This window comes from Lentzea sp. HUAS12 (genome assembly GCF_024125735.1).
GTDB lineage: Bacteria > Actinomycetota > Actinomycetes > Mycobacteriales > Pseudonocardiaceae > Lentzea > Lentzea albida.
In genome coordinates this window covers 8,493,540-8,513,611 of sequence record NZ_CP099738.1, presented here as the reverse complement: position 1 = coordinate 8,513,611, position 20,072 = coordinate 8,493,540, and the positions used below count along the sequence as shown (strand labels likewise).

The following is a 20,072-nucleotide window of genomic DNA, read 5'->3' as shown; positions in this document are numbered from 1 at the left end:
CCCTGCCGATCTCCCCCGCACCGGGACGTCGGCAGGGCGTGTCAGGATTTCCCCACATCACACCGGGGGAACCATGAAGATCACAATCAGGCGGGCGCGGCCCGAGGACGTCGACGCGATCGTGGCGATGCTGGCGGACGACCCGCTGGGCGCGCGGCGCGAGAAGCCGGGCGACCCGGCCTACCTGGAGGCGTTCGAGGTGATCGACGCCGACCCGCACCAGTACCTGGCCGTGGCGGACATCGGCGGCGAGGTCGTCGGCACGCTGCAGCTGACGTTCACGTCGGGCCTGTCGCGCCTGGGCATGACCCGCGCGACCGTCGAGGCCGTACGGGTGCGCTCCGACCAGCGCGGCAACGGCCTCGGCGCCGACCTGGTGCGGTGGGCGGTCGACGAGGCGCGCGCACGGGGGTGCGGAATGGTGCAGCTGACGACGGACGCGTCCCGCGTGGACGCGCACCGCTTCTACGAGCGGCTCGGCTTCAGCGCGTCACACGTCGGGATGAAGCTGTCGCTCTAACGGGTCTCGGCGAGGCGCTGCTGCAGCCGCTGCTCGATGGCCGCGGGCAGCAGCGTCGAGACGTCGCCACCGTACGTCGCGACCTCCTTGACCAGCGAGGACGCCAGGTAGGAGTACTGCGGGCTGGCCTGCATGAACAGCGTGTCGACACCGGTGAGCTGGTGGTTCATCTGCGCCATCTGCAGCTCGTAGTCGTAGTCGCTGACCGCGCGCAGGCCCTTCACGATGGCCTTGATGTTGTTCTCACGGCAGTAGTCGACCAACAGCCCGTGCCACGAGTCCACGCGCACGTTGTCCCACTGCGACGTGACCTCGCGCAGCATCTCCTGCCGCTCCTCGACGTCGAACAAGGTGCGCTTGTTCTTGTTGATGAGCACAGCGACGACGACCTCGTCGAACAGGTGCGCGGCTCTCCCGATGATGTCCAGGTGACCGTTCGTTACCGGGTCGTAGGAGCCGGGGTACACGGCACGTGTCATGAAGCGGACGTTAGCACCCGATCGGACGCCTCCAGGCGTGTCCGTGGTTCTCGTCACCCATCAGAACGCACCTGTCCCCAGTACACGGCCGTGTCCCCATAACGCTTGGCACGCAACGATTCCACCCCTTCAGGCCAAGCTGGTTCGCCACTTCGCGAAGCACGTTCCACGATCAAGACGGCGTCCTGCGTGAGCCTCGGCACGATCCCTTTGAGCACCTTGGCGAGCTCGTCGTCCCCGACCGCGTACGGCGGATCGGCGAACACGACGTCGAACTCCTCCCCTTCGGCCAGCACATACGCCTCGGCCGTGCGGTTGGCGATGGTCGTGTTCGCGAACCCGAGCTCCTTGGCGTTGCCTTTGAGCACGTCAGCGGCCCGCTTGTCCGACTCCACGAACGTCGCGTGCCCGGCCCCCCGGCTCAACGCCTCGAACCCGAGCGCCCCCGACCCCGCGTAGAGGTCCAGCACACGGGCGCCGTCCAGGTCCATGAGCGACTCGAGGGAGCTGAACAAGGCCTCCCGCACCCGCTCGGACGTGGGCCGCGTGCCCTTGGGCGGGACCTTGAGCCTGCGACCTCCCGCGGACCCGGCAACGATTCGTGTCACGGCCCCATCGTCCCAGGCGCGATGTCGGAGGCGAGCCAGGTGGTGGGCGCGAGGGGGCGGAGTGGTGGGCGCGCGAGGCCGAAGGCGAGCCGTGGATCGGTGCGATGCCGCAGGCGAGCCGTCCTGAGCAAAGAGGAACCGGCGGTGGGGTCCCATCGCAACCAAACCAAGCAACCGGCAGCCGCTCCAAGCAGCAGGCGTGCCATCTACCCGCCCCCAGGGGAAGCACACAAGGCGACCAGGCCGCCCGCAACAGCGACCACGAGCCCGAAATCGGCAAGGTCAGGCCAGCGCCTGCCACCACCCGTCAACCTCACCGGGCGATCCCACGTCCACCCGCTCCCCAGGCCGAGGCACGGCCAGCCTCAACCCGGCGGCCTTGGCCTCCCGCCAGATCCGGTCGATCGGCTCCCCCCAAGGGTGGAACCCGAGGTTGAACGTCGCCCAGTGCACCGGGATCAACAGCCCACCACCGAGGTCGTCGAACGCCCGCACGCCCTCCTCAGGCGTCATGTGGATGTCAGGCCAGGCATCGTCATAAGCCCCGACCTGCATCAACACGGCATCGAACGGCCCGTGCGCCGCCCCGATCTTCCGGTAGCCCTCGAAGTACCCGGTGTCACCGCTGTAGAACACCGACCGCTCACCGCGCTTGATCACCCACGAAGCCCACAACGTCACGTTGCGCTGCACCGAACGCCCGGAGAAGTGCTGGGCCGCGGTGCAGGTCAACACGAACCCGTCCACCTCGAAGGACTCGTCCCAGTCGAGCTCCACGATCCGCGACGCCGGCACGTCCCACCGGGCCAGGTGCGCCCCGAGACCCAACGGCACGACGAAGACCGCCGAGGTCGACGACGTCAGGTCCTGCACGGTCTGCATGTCGAGGTGGTCGTAGTGGTCGTGCGAGATCACCACGGCGCTGACGGCCGGCAGGTCCGACAGCTCATGCGGAACCGGGTGCAGCCGCTTCGGGCCCACGTGCACGGACGGCGAGACGCGGTCGCTCCACACGGGATCGACGAGCACGGCGGCGCCGTCGATCTCGATGAGCGCCGACGCGTGGCCGTACCACGTGATGTGCACACCTTCGGAGACCGGCGACTGAGGTCCCACGAGCGGCACCGGCACGGACGGCTTGCGGTCCTCGCCGCCGAAGAGGAAGTCCCGGATCGAGAAGGAGTCGCGGTCTGGGACCGTGCGGACTTCCTTGTCGTTGTGGAACTTCCCGTCCCGGTAGCGCGGCGACCGCGACATGTGGACCGGGTCCGGCTTGCCGCCGAGCTGCCTCGGAACGTCCTTCAACGCCCACGCCACGCCCGCCAGGCCGACGAGGCCGGCCAACGCCTTCTTCATCTGAGAAACCCTCTTCCCCTGACTCACGTGCCCGGTGCAACGCACGAAATCGTCGTGGAGTTCCAAGGCCCGCGCAGCACGAAGGGCCCGATCCCACGCGGAGATCGGGCCCTTCGGACAAAGCGGTTATTCCAGGACGATCAGCAGGTCGCCGCCCTCGACCTGCTGGGCGCCGCGCAACGCGAGGCGCTGCACCACGCCCGCCTTCGGGGCGGTGATCGCGGCCTCCATCTTCATGGCCTCGATCGTCGCGACGGTCTGGCCGGCGTCGACGCTGTCGCCCTCGGCCACCACGGCCGTCACCACGCCGGCGAACGGGGCCGCCACGTGGTTCGGGTTGCCGCGGTCGGCCTTCTCGGCGGCCGGGATGTCGGCTGCCACCGAGCGGTCGCGGACCTGGATCGGGCGCAGCTGGCCGTTCAGCGTCGCCATGACCGTGCGGATGCCCCGCTCGTCGGCCTCGGAGATCGCCTCCAGGCCGATCAGCAGCCGGACACCCGGCTCCAGGTCGACGGAGTACTCCTCGCCCGGACGCAGGCCGTAGAAGAAGTCCTTGGAGCGCAACACCGACGTGTCGCCGTACGCCTCGCGGTGCGTGGTGAACTCCTTGGTGGGCGCCGGGAACAGCAGCCTGTTCAACGTCGCCCTGCGGGAGTCGGCGAGGCCCGCCTCGTCCTCGGCGGAGAGCTCCTGCACCGGCTTCGGCGCGGGACGGCCCTCGAGGGCCTTGCTGCGGAACGGCTCCGGCCAGCCGCCGGGCGGGTCGCCCAGCTCGCCGTGCAGGAAGCCGATCACCGACGCCGGGATGTCGAACCTGCCGGGGTTCTCCTCGAACTCCTTCGGCTCGACGCCCGCGCCCACGAGGTGCAGCGCGAGGTCGCCGACGACCTTGGACGACGGCGTCACCTTCACGAGGTGGCCGAGCATGCGGTCGGCGGCCGCGTACATCGACTCGATCTCCTCGAACTTGTCGCCGAGGCCGAGCGCGACGGCCTGCGTGCGCAGGTTCGAGAGCTGACCACCGGGGATCTCGTGGTGGTAGACGCGGCCGGTCGGGCCGGGGATGCCGGACTCGAACGGCGCGTAGATCTTGCGCACCGACTCCCAGTACGGCTCCAGGTCGCAGACGTTCTGCAGGTCGAGGCCCGTCGAGCGGTCGGTGTGGTCGGTCAGCGCCACGATCGACGACAGCGGCGGCTGCGACGTCGTGCCCGCCATCGACGCGGTCGCGCCGTCGATCGCGTCCACGCCCGCCTGGATCGCCGCGAGGTACGTCGCCAGCTGGCCGCCCGCCGTGTCGTGCGTGTGCAGGTGGACCGGGAGGTCGAACTCCTTGCGCAGCGCGGTGATCAGGCGCGACGCGGCCGGAGCCCTCAGCAGGCCCGCCATGTCCTTGACGCACAGCACGTGCGCACCGGCGCCGACGATCTGCTCGGCGAGCTTGAGGTAGTAGTCCAGTGTGTACAGCCGCTCGTCCGGGTTGGACAGGTCGCTGGTGTAGCAGAGGGCGACCTCGGCGACGGCGGTCCCGGTCTCGCGCACGGCCTCGATCGCCGGGCGCATCTGCTCGACGTCGTTCAGGGCGTCGAAGATTCGGAAGATGTCGATGCCGGTGTTCGTCGCCTCCTCCACGAACGCCTTGGTCACGGCCTCGGGGTACGGCGTGTAGCCGACGGTGTTGCGGCCGCGCAGCAGCATCTGCAGGTTGATGTTCGGGACGGCCTCGCGCAGCGCCGCCAGGCGCTCCCACGGGTCCTCCGCGAGGAAGCGCAGCGCGACGTCGTAGGTCGCGCCGCCCCAGCACTCCAGGGACAGCAGCTCGGGCGTCATGCGCGCGACGTGCGGCGCGACGGCGAGCAGGTCCTTGGTGCGCACGCGGGTCGCGAGCAGCGACTGGTGGGCGTCGCGGAACGTCGTGTCCGTGACACCGACCGACTTGCTCTCGCGCAGCCAGCGGGCGAAGCCCTCGGGGCCGAGCTCGACCAGCTTCTGCTTGGAGCCGGCGGGCGGCTCCGCGTTGAGGTCGACGACCGGCAGCTTCTCGCGCGGGTCGACCGCGGTCGGGCGGGTGCCGTTCGGGTGGTTGACCGTGACGTCCGCGAGGTAGGTCAGCAGGCGCGTGCCGCGGTCGGCCGAGTGGCGCGCGGTCAGCAGGTGCGGGCGCTTCTCGATGAACGACGTGGTGACGCGGCCCTCGTAGAAGTCCACGTCGTCCAGCACGGCCTGGATGAACGGGATGTTCGTGGACACACCGCGGATGCGGAACTCCGCGATCGCACGGCGCGCACGGGCGACGGCGAGCGAGAAGGTGCGGCCGCGGCACGTGAGCTTCACGAGCATCGAGTCGAAGTGCGGGCTGATGGCCATGCCCGCGCCCGCCGTGCCGCCGTCGAGGCGGATGCCGGAACCACCCGGCGAGCGGTAGGCGCTGATGGTGCCGGTGTCCGGGCGGAAGCCGTTGGCCGGGTCCTCCGTCGTGATGCGGCACTGCAGGGCCGCGCCGCGCAGCTGGACGGTGTCCTGGGACAGGCCCAGGTCCTCCAGCGTCTCGCCGGACGCGATGCGCATCTGCGACTGCACCAGGTCGACGTCGGTCACCTCTTCCGTGACCGTGTGCTCGACCTGGATGCGCGGGTTCATCTCGATGAAGACGTAGTGGCCTTCGGGGTCGAGGAGGAACTCCACGGTGCCGGCGTTGCGGTAGCCGATGTGCCTTGCGAACTTCACGGCGTCGGCGCAGATGCGGTCGCGCAGCTCGGGCGCGAGGTTCGGGGCGGGCGCGATCTCGATGACCTTCTGGTGGCGCCGCTGCACGGAGCAGTCGCGCTCGAAGAGGTGGATCACGTTGCCCTGGCCGTCGGCGAGGATCTGCACCTCGATGTGGCGCGGCTCGACCACGGCCTGCTCGAGGAACACGGTCGGGTCGCCGAACGCGGACTCGGCCTCGCGCGACGCCGCCTCCAGCGCCTCGCGCAGCGCCGCCGGGTCGTCGACCTTGCGCATGCCGCGACCGCCACCACCGGCGACGGCCTTCACGAAGACCGGGAAGCGCATCGTCTTCGACGCTTCGAGGAGCTCGTCGATGTTCGACGACGGCGGGCTCGACTCGAGCACCGGCAGCCCGGCCTCGCGGGCGGCGGCGATCGCGCGGGCCTTGTTGCCCGTCAGCTCCAGCACCTCGGCCACAGGGCCGATGAAGGTGAGACCTGCCTCACGGCACGCCAGCGCGAGTTCCGGGTTCTCCGACAGGAAGCCGTAACCGGGGTAGATCGCGTCGGCGCCGGCCTTGCGGGCGGCCTTGATGATCTCGTCGACGGAGAGGTAGGCGCGAACGGGGTGCCCGGCCTCACCGATCTCGTAGGACTCGTCCGCCTTCAGCCGGTGCAGCGAGTTGCGGTCCTCGTGAGGGAAAACGGCGACCGTTCCAGCGCCTAGTTCGTAAGCGGCTCGGAACGCGCGAATCGCGATCTCGCCGCGGTTGGCGACAAGAACCTTGCGGAACATCCGTGCCCTCCCGGTGTTACTCGGCGGTCATCAGTCGAGGCACGTTACCGTGCGACTCTTGCCTGTTGGGAGGACTGTCTCACGTGATGGGTGTCATCCTGATCGGTCTTGCTCACGTGGATTCTCGCGTGATGGGACCGAAACGGATACCCACCACCCGGTCAGACTGCGGCCGGTAGTGGGTTTAACCAGATCGAGTGACGATCTTCATGACTATCTCGGTAGGGTGAGCCATATGGCCGGGGCTGATGGAGCCGGGCAGCCTACTGCCCGCACACCGCATTTCGACGTTGTCCTTCGTGGTTACAACCAGCGACAGGTGAACGAACGCGTCACCCGCTTGGAGTTCGACCTCAAGAACTCGAACCGCTCCCGTGACGCGGCCGCCGCGCAGGTGGCGGAGCTCACCAAGATGCTCAACGCGATGCGCGCGGACCTCGACAAGACCAAGGTCCAGCTCCACAACCTCGCCAACAGTCCTGTCAGCGCCTCGAACGTCACCGAGCGCGTCCGCGTGATGATGAGCCTGGCCGAGGAAGAGATCGCGGACATCCGCAAGGACGCCCTCGACAAGGCCGCCGCCACGCGCGGTGAGGCGGAGAAGTGGGCCGCCGACCAGCGCGAGGCCCACCAGCGCCTGCTGGCGGAGACCGAGGCGCGGCGCAAGCAGCTCGAGATGAACTACCAGCAGCGCCACGCCGAGCTCGACCAGCAGACCGCCGGCCGCAGGTCGGAGCTGGAAGCCGAGCACGCCGCGCTGCAGGCGAAGCTCACCACCGAGCACGAGGCCCTGGTCGCGGACGTGCGCGCGAACGGCGAGCGCGTCGCCGCCGACTTCGAGAAGAAGTCGGCCGACCTCGACGCCCACCGGGTCGAACTGGACGCGAAGTACAAGGCCTACCACGACCAGCTCGACAAGGAGTACGACGACCTCAAGGCGAAGCTGACCGCCGAGCACCAGAAGGTGCTGGCGGACGCGCGCGCCGAGGCCGAGCAGATCGTCGCCGACGCGGAGGCCAAGCGGACCGCGGCGCTGCAGAAGCTCGAGGGCGAGCTCGCGGCCAAGCAGGCCGAGGCCGAGAAGGTCCTCGCGGACATCGAGGCCGAGTCGCTGGCGCGCGCCGAGAAGGTCACCTCCGAAGCGTCCGCGAAGGCGACCGCCCTGGTCACCGCGGCGGAGGAGAAGGCGGCGACGGCCCTGCGCACGGCCGAGGACAAGGCCACGGCGACCGTCGCGGAGGCCGACCAGAAGGCCGCGACCACCGTGCGCGAGGCCGACGAGAAGGCCACCACGCTCGTTCGTGAAGCCGACGCCAAGGCCACCACGCTCCTGCGCGACGCCCAGGAGAAGTCAGCCGCGGCCGTCGCCGAGGCGGACCAGCGCGCGGCCGCCGCGTCCGAGAAGGAGGCGTCGCTGCGGTCGGCGCACGACAACCTCGCGACGCAGTTCCACGCGGCCCAGGCCGCGGTGGAGGCGGCGATGTCGGTGCTCAAGCCCCTGGAGGACGGCACCGCCGACGCCGACGAAGCACCTCGTGCCGCCGCGTCCGGTCAGTCGGATGCGTCCGGTGAGCAGAAGACCGAGCAGCTGCCGAAGCCGCGGCAGAAGGACTGAGTCCCAGCCGGGGAACGGCGGCAGGCCGGTCGTGGCCCAGCTCGTCCGGCAGCCGCCGTTCGCCGGGAAGTCGCTGGTGACCCCGATGGGCTCCCGGCCGTCGAGTGAGCCGAAGTCCGCCTGACTTCGCGCGACCCGCCGCCGCTAGGTCTTCTCCAGGTACTCCGCCCGCTCCTCCGTCAGCAGCGTCGCCACCATGCCCGCGAGGCCGGGGTGCGCGGCCAGGTCCGGGTCGGCGTCCACGACCTGCTGGGCGGCGGTGCGCGCGTCCGCGATGATGTCCTCGTCGCGCAGCAGGGAGAGCATCTTCAGGCCTGAGCGGCGGCCGGACTGGGCGGCGCCCAGGATGTCGCCCTCGCGGCGCAGTTCGAGGTCGAGCTGCGCCAGCTCGAAGCCGTCCAGGGTGGACTCGACGGCCCGGAGGCGTTCCATGGTGGCCGTCATCTCCGGCATCTCGGTGACCAGGAGGCAGAGGCCCGGCGCGCTGCCTCGGCCCACCCGGCCGCGGAGCTGGTGGAGCTGGGAGACGCCGAAGCGGTCCGCGTCCATGATGGCCATGACGGTGGCGTTCGGGACGTTGACGCCCACCTCGATGACCGTGGTGGCGACCAGGACGTGCACCTCGTTGGCGGCGAAGGCGCGCATCACCGCGTCCTTGTCCTCCGGGGGCATGCGGCCGTGCAGGATCTCGATGCGCAGGCCGCGCAACGGGCCGGCGGCGAGCATGTTCGCCACGTCGATCACGGACAGGGCGGGGCGCTTGTCGTCGTCACCGTCGGACTTCGCCGGCTCCTCGTCGCCGATGCGCGGGCACACGAAGTACGCCTGGTGGCCCGCCGCCACCTCCTCGCGGACCCTGGCGAACGCGCGGTCGAGCCACGCGGGCTTCTCGCGGACGGGGACCACCGAGGTCTTGATCGGGGAACGGCCGCCGGGGAGTTCGCGCAGGGCGGAGACCTCCAGGTCGCCGTAGACCGTCATGGCCACCGTGCGCGGGATCGGGGTCGCGGTCATGACGAGGACGTGCGGGTTCTCGCGTTCGCCGCGGGCGGAGAGAGCGGCGCGTTGCTCGACGCCGAAGCGGTGCTGCTCGTCGACCACGACGAGACCCAGGGAGTGGAACTCCACCTTCTCCTGGATGATCGCGTGCGTGCCGACGACGATGCCCGCCTCGCCGGTCACGATGTCGAGCAGCGCCTGGCGCCGCTGGGCCGTGTTCATCGAACCGGTGAGCAACGTGACGCGGGTGGCGTCCTCCGCGCCGCCCAGCTGGCCCGCCTGGGCCAGGTCGCCGAGCATCTCCGACAACGACCGGGCGTGTTGTGCCGCAAGGACTTCCGTGGGGGCGAGCATCGCCGCCTGACGGCCCGCGTCGACGGCCTGGAGCATCGCTCGCAACGCGACCATGGTCTTGCCGCTACCTACCTCGCCCTGCAGCAGGCGGTTCATCGGCACGACCGACTCGAGGTCGGTGGAGATCTGCTCCCCCACCTCCACCTGGCCCGCCGTCAGCGTGAACGGCAGGCGCGCGTCGAAGGCGTCCAGGATCCCGCCGGACCGGCGTGCGCAGGAGGGCGCGGGGCGGGCGGTGGAGGCCTTGCGGCGCTGCGCCAGGGCCAGCTGCACGGCCAGCGCCTCGTCCCACTTCAGGCGAAGCTGGGCCACGGAGATCTGCGCCCAGCTCTCGGGGCGGTGGATCGACCGCAGCGCGTCCTCCAGGCCGATCAGGCCCTGCTCCTCGCGGAAGTCTGCGGGCAGCGGGTCCTCCGGCACGCCGTCCCAGATCTCCAGGAGCTGCTTCACGCAGTTCGCGATGTTCCACGTGTTGATGTGCTGCGAGGCCGGGTAGACGGGCAGGAACGCCTGCAGGAACGACGACCCGTCCTGCTCCGCCGACAACACCTCGAACGCCGGGTGCACCAGCTGCAGGTTCTGCCGGTAGCGGCCGACCTTGCCGGCGAACAGGGCGCGCGTGCCCGGCAGCAGTTCCTGCTCGGCGACGAACGCCGGCTTGCCGAAGAACACCAGGTGCAGCTCCGAGGTGCCGTCGGTGATCACGGCCTCCGTCATCTGGCCGCGGCGCGCCTTCATCTGGCGCTTCTGGCACTTGCGGACCTCGGCCTGCACCGTCACGTGCTCGTCGATTTCCAGCGACCTGATGTCGGTCAGCTTCCCGCGCTCGTCGTAGCGGCGCGGGTAGTGGCGCAGCAGGTCACCGACCGTCGTGAGGCCGAGGCCGGTCTCCAGTGCGTCGGCGGTCTTCTTGCCGAGCAACGGCTGCAGCTTGTCGTCGAAGGAGATCATCGCGTCTTATTGAACTACTCGACACCGACAAAAATCACCGCGTCCGGCTGGCCGCCCGGATACGCCGTCACCTCGACCTCCGGATGGGTGACCCGCACGTGGTCCTCCACCACGTCGGCGAGGCCCTCCGGCGCGTCCGCACCCAGGATCACGGTCACCAGCTCGCCGCCACCCGCCAGCATGCGGTCGACCAGCCGGCAGGCCAGGTCCAGCAGCGACTCCGGGGCCGCGGGGCCGGGCTCGATCAGCACGACCTCGCCGTCCAGCATGCCCAGCAGGTCGCCGGGCTGGCAGCGGCCGACCCACGTGATGGCCTCGTCGGCGGCGATCGAGAGCTCACCTCGGCGCGTGGCCGCGGCGGCCTCGGCCATGGCGACAACGTCGTCACCGGCACGGCGAGAGGAGTCGTGCACCGCCAACGCCGCAAGGGCCTGCACCGGCGAGAACGTCGGCACCACCACCACGTCCTGTCCGGCGGCCTGTGCGTACGCCACGGCTTCGTCCAGGACCTCACGCAGGTCCGGATCGCCGGGCAGCACAGCGACGTGACGCGCGCGCGTCGACACGATGGCGGACAACAGGTCCGTGGGCGTCGCCGAGGAGGCAGCGAGATCGAACACCGTGGCGCCTTCCGCGCGGAACAGGTCCACGGCGCCGCTCACGACCACCACGATCGCCCGGTCGCGCACGAACCGGGACGCCTGCGCGGCGATCTGGTCGGCGAACCGCGCCACCGTGATCCGGTGCGGACGACCGGCGCGCACCCCTGCCTCAATAGCCGCGCCGATGTCGTTGCAGTGCACGTGAACGGTCCACAGCGCGACGCCGTCGCCCACCACGGACACGCAGTCGCCCAGGCCGTTCAACGTGGCGCGCAGCTCGGCGACCAGCTCCTCCGAGGTGCCGTCGATCAGGTACATGACCTCGTACTCGAACTCCGACGACCCGCCCTCGCGCGCGGTCGTCAGCGACTCGGGCGTGCGCGGCAGCAAGGGCGCGTCCACCGGCGTTTCCACGGTCTGGCCGGTGATGACCGCGGCCAGTGTGTCCAACAACACAACGAGCCCGCGTCCGCCCGCGTCGACCACGCCCGCCTTGGCCAGCACGGCGAGCTGACGCGGTGTGTCGGCCAGCGCGACGGCACCCGCGCGTGAGGCCGCCATCACCACGTCGTCCAACTCGTCCGAACCGCAGTCACGCGCGGCCTCGGAGGCGGCGTGCAGCACGGACAGCACGGTGCCGGGCACCGGTTTCGACACCGCGGCCGTGGCCAGCTCGTCGGCCCGGTGCAGGCCCTTGCGCAGCGCGGAGCCGGTGACCAGGGAGACCTCCTGCACGGTCTCCGCGAGCCCCCTGAGCACCTGGGACAGGATCACGCCCGAGTTCCCGCGCGCCCCCGCGAGAGCGCCGCGGGCCAGCGCCGACAGCGCGTCCCCCACCGTCGACATGGGCGAGCGCAGCAGCGCGTCGAGCGCCGACTGCATCGTGTGCAGCAGGTTCGTGCCTGTGTCACCATCCGGGACGGGGAAGACGTTGATCTGGTCGATCGACTCCCGATTGGCGTCCAACGACCGCACGCAGGCGTCTGCCCATCTGCGCACCGCGACCGCATCCATGACCTGCATGGCGGCGAGAGTATCCACCCGGTTTGGTCGCTGGTGAGGCCACCGGCTACCCTGATTGGGTTGCCGTGCCCGGTTGAGGCTTGTGCACGCTTGCGCGCCCACCGGGACGCATGACTTACCGCTTGAGGAACCTGAAGGAGTGGCTGACGTGGCTGCCGTGTGCGACGTCTGTGGCAAGGGGCCGGGCTTCGGCCATTCGGTTTCGCACTCCCAGCGGAAGACGAACCGCCGCTGGAACCCGAACATCCAGTCTGTGCGCGCGAAGGTCTCGGCCTCGCAGCGCCAGCGGATCAACGTGTGCACGTCCTGCCTGAAGGCCGGCAAGGTCGTGCGCGGCTGATCACCGCCACAGATCGTTTTTCAAGGGGAGAGCCCGGCTTCGGCCGGGCTCTCTTCGCGTTTCAGGGCGCGACGCACGAACACCAGGCAGGCGAGCCCGCTGAGCAACGCGCCGGTGCCGCCGAGCGCGAACACCGCCCGCGGTCCCAGGACCAGCAGCAACCCTCCTGCGGCCGCCGTGCCGAGCAGGTTCGCCCCGATCACCATCGACCCGGCCGCGGCGAACGCCCGCCCGCGCATCTCCTCGGGTGTGCGCAGCCGCACCACGGCGTTCAGGGCCACGTTGTGGACCCCGTTCGACACCCCGCCGATCACCCAGCCCGTCCCCGCCGCCACGAAGACGGGGAACGCCGCGGGAACCAGCACCCCGATGCCCGTGGTGACGGCCGCGACGGCGATCGCCTGCGTCACCTGGGAGACGCTCCGAAGCCTCGCGGCCACCCGATTGCCGACGAGGATCCCGCCCAGCCAGCACGCCTGCATCGCGCCCAGCACGAACTCGTCGCCGTGCAGCACGTACCGCACGAACGCGGGATCGGCCACGTTGACCACCACGACCGTGCCGACGCAGAAGGCCAGTCCGGCGATCGCCGCGAACAGCACGGGGTCCCGCCGCACGTGCCGAATACCGGCGAGCGCACTGGGACGTGCCTCGTGCGCGCCGGAAGGCCTGCGTTCCGAACGCACGAACGTCAGCATCACCGCGTAGACGAGGAACGTGCCGCCGTCGACGAGCAACGCGACAGGATGGCCGAAGGCCCCGGCGAGCAGCGCACCACCGGTGACGCCCGCCATGCTGCCGAGACTGCGCCCGGTGCTGAGCCACGCGTACCCGCGCGTCGCTTCCTCTTCGCCCGCGATGTGCGGCACGAGAGCGGAGATGCAGGGCTGGGCGACCGCGCGGCCGCAGCCGGAGACGAACACCAGCGCCACCACGAACGCGGGCTGCCCCATCAACGGCGCCACGGACGCGATCGCGAAGCCCTGGAACACCAGCGCGGTGATCAGCAGGCGGCGGTTGGGCAGCCGGTCGACGAGCGCGCCCGCCAGCGGGGCGCCAAGCACGAACGGCAGCAGTTCGGCGACGAGGATCGCGGCGACCAGCAACGGGCTGATCGGCGTCGCCCAGAACAGCAACACGAGCAACGACAACGAGTTGCCGAACTCGCTGACGGCCGCACCGGCGGCCGTCAGCGTCAGATCGCGTCGTGCCGGGGCAATTACGGGAGCTTCCAGTCGATCGGTTCGGCGCCCTGCTTCTCCAGCAGTTCGTTGGCGCGGCTGAACGGCTTCGAGCCGAAGAACCCGGAGTGCGCCGACAGCGGCGACGGGTGTGCGGACTCGATGGCGGGCAACGGTTGCAGCAACGGACGCAGGTTGCGCGCGTTGCGGCCCCACAGGATCGAGACCAGCGGAGCGTCACGGGCGGCGAGGGCCTTGATCGCCTGCTCGGTGACGGCCTCCCAGCCCTTGCCCTGGTGGGAGTTCGCCTTGCCGGGCTGCACGGTCAGCGCCCTGTTGAGCAGCAGCACACCGCGCTCGGACCACGGGGTCAGGTCGCCGTTGGACGGAATCGGGTGACCGAGGTCCTCCGCGTATTCCTTGTAGATGTTGATGAGCGACTTGGGAATGGGACGGACGTCCGGCGCGACCGAGAACGACAGGCCGACCGCGTGGCCGGGCGTCGGGTACGGGTCCTGGCCGACGATCAACACCTTCACCTGGTGGAACGGCTGCTGGAACGCACGCAGCACGTTCTCGCCCGCGGGCAGGTAGGTGCGGCCGGCGGCGACCTCCGCGCGCAGGAACTCACCCATGGCGGCGATCTGGTCGGCAACGGGGGCGAGAGCTTCAGCCCAGCCGGCTTCGACAACTTCGTTGAGGGGACGAGCCACGGCTGTGAACCCTATCTCACCTAATCGAGACGGCGGAGCTTCTCCCGGTACAAAGCGATGTTCTGAACGTATTTCTCGACGATGAAGGCCCAGGCCTGTTCCGGCACAACGTGTCCGGGCCTTTCCTTCGCGGGAACCCCCAGCACCATCGTGCGCTCGCGGACGTGGCCGTCGAACGAGACCACCGCGCCGGCGCCGACGATCGCGCCCTTCTCCACGATGGAACCGTTGAGCACCACCGAACCCGAGGCGATCAGGCAGTCGTCGGAGACGGTGGCGCCCTCGATGTGGACGTTGTGGCCGATGACGCACGACGAGCCGATGTGCACCGGGTGGACCTCGGTGCAGTGGACGACGGTGCCGTCCTGGATCGACGTGCGCTCGTCGATCACGATGCGCCCGTAGTCGCCGCGCAGCACGGCCTGCGGCCACACCGACGAGAAAGCACCGATGCGCACGTCGCCGATCACCGTCGCGTCCGGGTGGACGTACGCGTCCGGGTGGATCTGCGGCGTGTAGTCCCCCAACGCGTAGATGGCCATGCGCCTGAACCTACAACGACTTCCCGAAGCAGCGGCTGTCCGGGTGGTCGCGGTAGACGCCGAAGTTCGCGATCGGCGCGTATCCGCTGGACGTGTACAGGCTGATCGCCTCGGGTTGCTTCAGCCCGGTCTCCAGCACCATCCGCTCCAGGCCCGCTTCTCGCGCGGTGACCTCCAGATGCGCGAGCACGAGCCGTGAGAGGCCTTTGCCGCGTGCGGAGTCGACGACGTACATCCGCTTGATCTCGGCGGCGCCTTCGAGCTCGTCGTTCACGCGCCAGCCGCCGCACGCGACGGGCACGCCGTCGAGGTAGCCGATGACGAAGTAGCCGAGCGGCGCGGCGAACTGCACCGGGTCGACCGGCGTGATGTCGACGTCGCCGTAGCGCTCGACGTAGACCTGCTGGAGGTCGTCGATCATCTTGACCGAGTCTGGATGGTCATACGCGCGCGTGCATAGTTCCACGGCAGTGAAGTCTACGCCCGCCAGTGCTCCCAGCCGGGAGGTTTCTCGTACACCCTGCCGTCGACCGTCACACCTCCGCCCGCGCGGACCGTGCCGATCGTCGTCCAGTTCGGCGGCACCGCCTTGGGTCCCGGGAACGTCGCGGCGAGGGCGTGGTCCTCGCCGCCGGTCAGCGCCCAGTGCCGCGCGTCGCCGCCGAGCGCCGACGCGACGTCGAGCAGGCGCGGGTGCAGCGGGAGCAGTTCGGTGCGGACGTCGATCGCGACTCCCGACGAGTCCGCGATGTGGCCGAGGTCCTGCAGCAGTCCGTCCGAGACGTCGATCATCGAAGTGGCGCCCGCCTCCGCGGCCCTGGGGCCCTCCTCGTACGGCGGCTCCGGGGCGCGCTGGGCGTTCACGATGCCCACCGGCGAACGGAACCCGCGCCCGAGCACCGCCAGTCCCGCGGCGGCCCAGCCGAGCCTTCCGGTGACCGCCACGACGTCCCCGACGAGCGCTCCGGACCTCGTGATCGGCTCCAGCCCGTTCATGTCACCCATGGCGGTGATGGAGATCACCAGTGTGGCGGAGCTGACCATGTCGCCGCCGACGACGCCCGCACCGGCCTTCGCCGCTTCTTCCCACAGCCCCGCCATGATCCCCTCCACGACGGACGCGCGGGTGTCCGGCGGGCACGCGAAACCGACGAGCAGAGCGGACGGCAGCGCTCCCATCGCGACGACGTCGGCGAGGTTCACCGCGGCCGCTTTTCGGCCCACCTGCTCGGGACTGGACCAGTCGAGTCTGAAGTGGACACCTTCGACCAGCAGGTCCTTGGAGGCGACGACCCGTCCGTCCGGGACGGCGACGACGGCCGCGTCGTCACCGGGACCGAGGATGGTCGTCTCCGGCTGCGCCCGACCGGTCGTCACCCGGTGGATGAGAGTGAACTCACCCACATCGGCGACCGTCTCCGCGTCGCGCGGCGGCTCCGGACGCAAAGTTGCCTCCCATTCTGAGCATTCGGAACCCCAACTGGGGTACGTTGCGTGACACGTTCCTACCTCGACCCAACCTGTCGCGACGAAGGGGCACGCCGTGGTGCATGCATACATCCTCATCCAGACCGAGGTCGGCAAGGCCGCCGCAGTCGCCTCCGAGATCTCCGGGATCGCCGGGGTAGCAACCGCAGAAGACGTCACCGGCCCCTACGACGTCATCGTCCGCGCCGAAGCCGACACCGTCGACCAGCTCGGTCAGCTCGTGGTCGCGCGCATCCAGAACGTCGAGGGGATCACCCGGACCCTGACCTGCCCGGTGGTGCATCTCTAGCCCGTGTTGTCATAACCGGGTGACTCAGCAGGAAACCACGTCGGCGTTGTCCCGGCCGCTGCTCGCGGCGGTCGGGCTCGCCGTCGTGCTCGCCATCGGTGTCGCCGGCCTCGGGTTGTGGCTGGGCACGGGAAACCAGACAGAGGACGTGCCCGGTCGCACGGGTCCCCTCGCGCTGGTCTCGATCGACGCGCCGGACGCCGGTTCACCGGCGTGCACGACGCTCGTCGAGAAGCTGCCGGTGGGACTGCCGTCCGGGAAGGACATGCTGTCCCGCCGGGAACTCGCGTCGCCCGCTCCCCAGGCCGCGGTCGCGTGGGGTGACGCCAAACACGATCCGGTGGTTCTGCGGTGCGGACTGCCGCGGCCGTCGGAGCTGTCGGCGACCTCGCAGCTGCGGGTGATCTCCGACGTGCAGTGGCTCGAGCTGCCCGGCTCGGGCAGCTCCACCTGGGTGATCGTGGACCGCGAGGCGTACGTGGCGCTGACGGTGCCCGACGCGGCGGGCACCGGACCGTTGCAGGACATCTCCACGACGGTGCGCGACCTGCTGCCGAAGCAGCCGGTCAAAACGGCTCCTTAACGGAGGCCTGAGCCTCGCGCGATCGCCGTCTCGATCAGCGTGGTGAGCAGCGTCGAGAAGTCGATGCCCGTCGCGTCCCACGCCTTGGGGTACATGGAGATCGGCGTGAAGCCGGGCATCGTGTTGAGCTCGTTGACGATCAGCTCGCCGTCCTCGGTGAGGAAGAAGTCCACCCTGGACAGTCCCTGGCAGTCGAGCGCCTTGAACGCCGTGACGGCGAGCTCGCGCAGGCGCGCGGTGACGTCGTCGTCGAGCTTCGCCGGGATGTCGGCCTCGTAGGAGTCGTTGACGTACTTGGCCTCGAAGTCGTACCAGTCGGCGCCCGTGCCGGTGGGACGCAGCTCGGCGGGCAGCGAGGCCTCGATCCGGCCGTCCGGGAACTCGAGCACCGCGAGTTCGATCTCGCGGGGGTTCGCGACGGCGGCCTCGACGATGACCTTCGGGTCGTGCTGCCGCGCCTCGAAGATCGCGGCGTCCAGGTCGGCCCAGTCGCTGATCTTGGAGATGCCGACGGACGACCCCGCGCGCGACGGCTTCACGAACACCGGCAGGCCGAGGTGCTCGCGCTCGTCGAGCGTCAGCGTCTTCGCGGAACGGTCCAAGGCGACGAACCTGCCGACGTTGAGGCCCTCGGCCTGGAGGATCTTCTTGGCGAAGACCTTGTCCATCGCGGCCGCCGACGCGAACACGCCCGGGCCGACGTAGGGCAGGCCGCCGAGTTCGAGCAGGCCCTGGATCGTGCCGTCCTCACCCCACGCGCCGTGCAGCAGCGGGAAGACGACGTCGACGTCCTTCAGCGCCTGGCCCGGCTCGACCGCGGTGACGGTCCGGTTCCGCAGCGTCGGGAGGTTGCCCGCGCCGGCCTCCAGCGCGTTCGGGTCCGTGCCGAGCGCCCACTGCCCCTGCGGCGTGATGCCGACCGGCACCACCTCGAACCGGTCCGCGTCCAGGTAGGGCAGGACGCTCTTGGCGGACTGGCAGGAGACCTCGTGCTCGGAGCTGCGGCCGCCGAAGACCACGGCGACCCTCGTCTTGCGCTGCGTCATGCCGGGGACCCTACCCGTTTGGGCGATTGTCCTCGCTCGCCAGTTCACGGTCGTGGTGCGTAGCGGACCTCGGGGAAGGACCACCGCGCCGCGAGCCAGGCGGACACCACCTCGTGGAGCGGTTCGTCCAGTTCAGCATGATCAGCACATACCCACGAGTGCACTTGCACCAGGGTTGGTTCGTCGCGCACGGGATAGATGTAGACGCAGCCGACCACCTCGTCACCGACGAGCACCGAGTAGGTGAACCCCTCGCGCCGCCGGAAGTCGTCCGCGTGCCGGACCAGGTCGGTGAGGTTGCGTTCGAGCGACATCCCCTCGGCCGGCGGCCAGCCCCAGGTCTCGAAACCCGGTGTCGACCGCACGTGCGCGATGCTGCTCGTCCAGGCGCGGTGGTCGCGCTCGTTGTACTGCGGGCCGAGCGGCTCCAGGCGGAACGACTCGGTGACCAGCCCGCGCGGGACCTCGAAGTCGTCCGGGGCGAAGGGGGTCATCGGCGCAACAACTCGGTCAGCACCGGCAGCGCGGCCACCAGTTGCTCGCGCGAGCACGCGCTGTACCCGATCACGAGCCCGTGCAGCTTGGCCCTGTTCACGTAGTGCCGGGCCAGCCCGTCGACCCGCAGACCGCGTTCGAGCGCACGCCTCATCAGGTCCCGTTCCAGGTCGGCGCCGGGCAGCAGCACCACCACGTGCGCGCCCGCGTCGTCGCCCAGCACCTCGATGCCGGCGGCGGCGAACGTGTCGGTGATGAGCGCACGCCGTTCGGACAGCTCCCGGCGCAGCTTGCGCAGGTGCCGGCCGAGGTCGCCGGTGCGCGCCAGTTCCACGACGACCCGCTGGCCCGCCGCCGCCGGGCTGGTGCCGGTCAGGTCGCGGTGTTCGAGGACGGTCGTGGCGATGTGCTCGGGCGCGACCATCCAGCCCGCGCCCAGGGTCGGGGTGAGGATCTTGCTCGTGGTGCCGAGGTGGACCACGACGTCCGGGGCCAGTGCGGCGAGCGACGGCAGCGGGGCGACGTCGTAGCGGAGTTCGCCGTCGTAGTCGTCCTCGATGACGAGCCAGCCGTCGCGCCGGGCCCGTTCGACGAGCGCGACCCGTCGTGCCGCGGACATGCGGCCGCCCAGCGGGTACTGGTGCGCGGGTGAGCAGTAGACGGCCTTCACGCCGGCGGGCACGGCCTCGGGGAGCAGCCCCTCCGCGTCGACGGCCGCCTGGACCACGTGCAGGCCGTTGGCCTTGAAGACGCCGACGGCCCGTTGGTAGCCGGGTTCCTCGACGGCCACCACGTCGCCGCGCGCCAGCACCGCGACGGCGATCTCGGTCAGCACGGCCGTGGTCCCGCCGGTCGCCAGCACCGGCTCGGCGCTCACGGCGAGGCCGCGGTGGCGCAGCAGGTGTTCGGCGATGGCCTCGCGGTACTCGGGCAGGCCCGCGCGTTCGGCGCGGGAGAGCGGGGGCGCGTCCGCCGCGGCACGCCACGCCCTGCGCCAGGCCGCCCGGTCGAGCCCGCTCGCCCACGGCGCACCGGTGCCGAGGTCCACGAAGTCGGTGATCACGGGCGCGACGGGCGTGCGCGAGCGTTTGCGCAACGGGCCCGGAGGCGTCGTGGTGACGTAGGTGCCGGAGCCGTGCCGACCGGCGATCCAGCCCTCCGCGTGCAACTGTTCGTAGGCGGCGGCGGTGACCGTGCGGGACACTCCGAGCGAGTCGGCCAACGCGCGCGTCGACGGCAGGCGGTCGCCCGCGCGCAGGCGGCCCTCCGACGCGGCGGAGCGCAGGGCGTCGGCGAGCTGGACGGCGAGCGGTTCGGCGGACTCGCGGTCCAGCGCCACGGGCAGTGCGGTCTCAGCCAAAGTGGCCTTCTCGAATCGGCGGAA

The 20,072-nt window shown here is 70.3% G+C and carries 19 protein-coding genes; 5 read left to right on the top strand and 14 right to left on the bottom strand.

Annotated features, from left to right (window positions below; translation table 11 throughout):
- Nucleotides 1-73: 73 nt before the first annotated feature.
- The gene (locus ND450_RS39905; RefSeq protein ID WP_253323246.1) at nucleotides 74-520 is read left to right on the top strand and encodes a GNAT family N-acetyltransferase; all 447 of its coding nucleotides are present in this window, start codon (nucleotides 74-76) and stop codon (nucleotides 518-520) included.
- Here ND450_RS39905 and coaD read toward each other — a convergent pair.
- The 4 genes from coaD to ND450_RS39885 form a co-directional block, all read right to left on the bottom strand.
- The gene (coaD, locus tag ND450_RS39900) at nucleotides 517-999 is read right to left on the bottom strand and encodes a pantetheine-phosphate adenylyltransferase (RefSeq protein WP_089917651.1); all 483 of its coding nucleotides are present in this window, start codon (nucleotides 997-999) and stop codon (nucleotides 517-519) included. The two genes, ND450_RS39905 and coaD, sit on opposite strands and share 4 nt — an antisense overlap.
- Before the next feature lie 53 nt (nucleotides 1,000-1,052).
- The gene (gene rsmD / locus ND450_RS39895) at nucleotides 1,053-1,607 is read right to left on the bottom strand and encodes a 16S rRNA (guanine(966)-N(2))-methyltransferase RsmD (RefSeq protein WP_089917652.1); all 555 of its coding nucleotides are present in this window, start codon (nucleotides 1,605-1,607) and stop codon (nucleotides 1,053-1,055) included.
- A gap of 282 nt (nucleotides 1,608-1,889) precedes the next feature.
- Complete coding sequence (locus ND450_RS39890) at nucleotides 1,890-2,963, bottom strand: MBL fold metallo-hydrolase (RefSeq protein WP_253323245.1); 1,074 nt, start codon at nucleotides 2,961-2,963, stop codon at nucleotides 1,890-1,892.
- Between the two features lie 126 nt (nucleotides 2,964-3,089).
- Nucleotides 3,090-6,467: a pyruvate carboxylase gene (locus tag ND450_RS39885; protein WP_253323244.1), complete on the bottom strand. Its 3,378-nt coding sequence runs from the start codon at nucleotides 6,465-6,467 to the stop codon at nucleotides 3,090-3,092.
- Nucleotides 6,468-6,786: 319 nt separating this feature from the next.
- Between ND450_RS39885 and ND450_RS39880 the strand changes: the two genes are divergently transcribed.
- Nucleotides 6,787-8,082, top strand: coding sequence for a hypothetical protein (locus tag ND450_RS39880; RefSeq protein ID WP_253323243.1), 1,296 nt, complete (start codon nucleotides 6,787-6,789; stop codon nucleotides 8,080-8,082).
- Nucleotides 8,083-8,226: 144 nt separating this feature from the next.
- Here ND450_RS39880 and recG read toward each other — a convergent pair whose 3' ends face one another.
- Together recG and ND450_RS39870 are read right to left on the bottom strand one after the other, a co-directional pair.
- The gene (recG, locus tag ND450_RS39875; protein WP_253323242.1) at nucleotides 8,227-10,386 is read right to left on the bottom strand and encodes an ATP-dependent DNA helicase RecG; all 2,160 of its coding nucleotides are present in this window, start codon (nucleotides 10,384-10,386) and stop codon (nucleotides 8,227-8,229) included.
- A 14-nt stretch (nucleotides 10,387-10,400) separates the two neighbouring features.
- Complete coding sequence (locus ND450_RS39870) at nucleotides 10,401-12,011, bottom strand: DAK2 domain-containing protein (protein ID WP_253323241.1); 1,611 nt, start codon at nucleotides 12,009-12,011, stop codon at nucleotides 10,401-10,403.
- Between the two features lie 148 nt (nucleotides 12,012-12,159).
- Here ND450_RS39870 and rpmB point away from each other — a divergent pair, with 148 nt between their 5' ends.
- Nucleotides 12,160-12,351 (top strand): 50S ribosomal protein L28, encoded by a 192-nt coding sequence (rpmB, locus tag ND450_RS39865; RefSeq protein WP_030467945.1) that lies wholly within the window; start codon nucleotides 12,160-12,162, stop codon nucleotides 12,349-12,351.
- Nucleotides 12,352-12,371: 20 nt separating this feature from the next.
- On the opposite strand, the gene ND450_RS39860 is transcribed toward rpmB, so the two are convergent.
- Genes ND450_RS39860 through ND450_RS39840 form a run of 5 tightly spaced genes read right to left on the bottom strand, consistent with a single transcriptional unit; the run spans nucleotide 12,372 to nucleotide 16,233 of the window.
- Nucleotides 12,372-13,544, bottom strand: a complete 1,173-nt coding sequence (locus ND450_RS39860) for an MFS transporter (protein ID WP_256557574.1) — start codon at nucleotides 13,542-13,544, stop codon at nucleotides 12,372-12,374.
- A 26-nt stretch (nucleotides 13,545-13,570) separates the two neighbouring features.
- Nucleotides 13,571-14,245, bottom strand: coding sequence for a uracil-DNA glycosylase (locus ND450_RS39855; RefSeq protein ID WP_253323239.1), 675 nt, complete (start codon nucleotides 14,243-14,245; stop codon nucleotides 13,571-13,573).
- 20 nt (nucleotides 14,246-14,265) lie between these two features.
- Nucleotides 14,266-14,787, bottom strand: a complete 522-nt coding sequence (locus tag ND450_RS39850) for a gamma carbonic anhydrase family protein (RefSeq protein ID WP_089925692.1) — start codon at nucleotides 14,785-14,787, stop codon at nucleotides 14,266-14,268.
- Between the two features lie 10 nt (nucleotides 14,788-14,797).
- Nucleotides 14,798-15,208 carry a GNAT family N-acetyltransferase gene (locus tag ND450_RS39845; RefSeq protein WP_253323238.1) on the bottom strand — a complete coding sequence of 137 codons (411 nt, stop codon included), beginning with the start codon at nucleotides 15,206-15,208 and terminating at the stop codon, nucleotides 14,798-14,800.
- A 56-nt stretch (nucleotides 15,209-15,264) separates the two neighbouring features.
- Nucleotides 15,265-16,233, bottom strand: a complete 969-nt coding sequence (locus ND450_RS39840; protein ID WP_253323237.1) for a thiamine-phosphate kinase — start codon at nucleotides 16,231-16,233, stop codon at nucleotides 15,265-15,267.
- Nucleotides 16,234-16,330: 97 nt separating this feature from the next.
- On the opposite strand from ND450_RS39840, the gene ND450_RS39835 reads away from it, so the two are divergent.
- A complete protein-coding gene (locus tag ND450_RS39835; RefSeq protein ID WP_089925682.1) occupies nucleotides 16,331-16,564 on the top strand; it encodes an Lrp/AsnC ligand binding domain-containing protein in 234 nt (77 codons plus the stop codon).
- Between the two features lie 19 nt (nucleotides 16,565-16,583).
- Nucleotides 16,584-17,147, top strand: coding sequence for a DUF3515 domain-containing protein (locus tag ND450_RS39830; RefSeq protein ID WP_253323236.1), 564 nt, complete (start codon nucleotides 16,584-16,586; stop codon nucleotides 17,145-17,147).
- Here ND450_RS39830 and ND450_RS39825 read toward each other — a convergent pair.
- The 3 genes from ND450_RS39825 to ND450_RS39815 are packed head-to-tail and all read right to left on the bottom strand — an operon-like array spanning nucleotide 17,144 to nucleotide 20,048.
- A complete protein-coding gene (locus ND450_RS39825) occupies nucleotides 17,144-18,193 on the bottom strand; it encodes a D-alanine--D-alanine ligase family protein (RefSeq protein ID WP_253323235.1) in 1,050 nt (349 codons plus the stop codon). The genes ND450_RS39830 and ND450_RS39825 overlap by 4 nt on opposite strands.
- A gap of 44 nt (nucleotides 18,194-18,237) precedes the next feature.
- A complete protein-coding gene (locus ND450_RS39820) occupies nucleotides 18,238-18,687 on the bottom strand; it encodes an N-acetyltransferase (protein ID WP_253323234.1) in 450 nt (149 codons plus the stop codon).
- Nucleotides 18,684-20,048 (bottom strand): PLP-dependent aminotransferase family protein, encoded by a 1,365-nt coding sequence (locus tag ND450_RS39815; protein ID WP_253323233.1) that lies wholly within the window; start codon nucleotides 20,046-20,048, stop codon nucleotides 18,684-18,686. Before ND450_RS39815 ends, ND450_RS39820 begins: the two co-directional genes overlap by 4 nt.
- Between the last annotated feature and the right edge of the window lie 24 nt (nucleotides 20,049-20,072).